General features: G+C 74.8%; 1 protein-coding gene. It reads left to right on the forward strand.

Annotated elements, in window-relative coordinates; all coding sequences use genetic code 11:
* A partial coding sequence (locus tag KUM32_RS43070; RefSeq protein ID WP_254406837.1) for a CBS domain-containing protein occupies positions 1-438 on the forward strand: 438 nt, incomplete at its 5' end.
* Positions 439-563 lie beyond the last annotated feature (125 nt).

Genomic DNA, 563 nt, shown 5'->3' on the forward strand with positions numbered 1-563 from the left:
GACCCGTTGCAGTCCATCTTCGACCTGTTCCGGTCGGCCTCGATCAACGAGGTGCTGCTCCTCGACCGGCACCGGCGCCCGTACAAGTGGCTGCGCCGAGGCGACCTCAGCCGCGCCAAGGGATCGCTGGCCCGCGCCGGCACGCTCGTCGCCGACACGGTGACCCGGGACGCCACGCTGCGCGACGCGCTGGAGGCGGTGCTCACCGACAACGCCGGCCGGGTCCCGGTCACCGGGCGGCGCGGCGAGTACACCGGCGTGGTCGACATGGAGACGCTGATGAACTCCGTCCACGAACTCCTGGAGGCGGACCGGCTCGACGCCGTGGAGCACCAGCACCAGTTGCACGAGGCGCGCTCGCACCAGACCCACCTCGAACAGGAGGGCGCCGCGGGCAGCAGCACGCCGCGCGGGCCGGGGCAGGAGGCTGGCGCATGAGCCGCGCGGGCACCCAGGGGCCCGGCGGTCGAGCCGGGCGCACGGGGACGGACCTGCCCCCGCCGGACGAGACACGAGCTGTGGACGTCGAACGCAGGCCGCCCGCGCCCAGCGCCCAGCCACCC

The organism is Streptomyces sp. AC627_RSS907 (genome assembly GCF_019049165.1).